General features: G+C 47.2%; 1 protein-coding gene. It reads left to right on the forward strand.

Annotated features, from left to right (window positions below; genetic code table 11):
• Positions 1–835, forward strand: an 835-nt coding sequence (gene tnpC / locus H6A27_RS15845) for an IS66 family transposase (RefSeq protein ID WP_204509191.1), incomplete at both ends; no start/stop codon positions are given.

The raw sequence follows: 835 nt of genomic DNA on the forward strand, positions 1-835 counted from the left end.
AATTGAAACTTGACTTCGACAAGATGGATATGACTCCAGAGGAGGAAGAGGCAGCCCGCCAGGCCATAAAAGAGGTAAGCGAGTATAAGCGGATTAAGGTCAGGGAACACGAGAAAAAAGTTCCCGTCCGCCAAAAGCTGCCTGAGCATCTCCGCCGTGAGGAAGAACATATCTATCCGGAGGGCTATCTTGGTCATGAGGACCAATGGGTGCTGTTTAATGAAACGGAAACTTCCGAACATCTTGAATATAAACCGGCAGAACTGTATGTCCGGGTTACTTTCAGACACAAAGGCATGCGCAAGGATACAAACCGGATTATCACTGCTCCGGTGAAAAACGAACCGATACCTAAGAGTTATGCAAGTGCTTCACTGCTTACAGAACTTATGGTCGGCAAATATGTGGACCATCTTCCGTTCTACCGGCAGATACAGATGTTCAAGCGTATAGGTATCAGCCTGCCGCCATCCACTATTGAAGCCTGGTTCCATGAAGTGGCCGACCTGATGCGCCCCGCCTATTACCGGTTGAAGGAACTGGTTCTGTCTTCCGATTATGTCCAGTCTGATGAGACGACGATACCTATAATCAACAACGAGAAGCATCAGACAATAAAAGGATATCTTTGGCTGGTACGGAGTGTGATGAACAACCAGGTTTTCTTCTTCTATCATGACGGTTCCAGAAGTATGAAAGTGGCTCTGGAACTCTTCAAGGATTATCAAGGTGCCATACAGACGGACGGGTATGCCGCTTATGGTACACTTGAAAAGATAAAAGGTATCATCGTCATATGCTGTTGGGCACATGCCAGACGCTACTTTGAGAGGGC

It is taken from the genome of Bacteroides caecigallinarum (genome assembly GCF_016902295.1).
Lineage (GTDB): Bacteria > Bacteroidota > Bacteroidia > Bacteroidales > Bacteroidaceae > Phocaeicola > Phocaeicola caecigallinarum_A.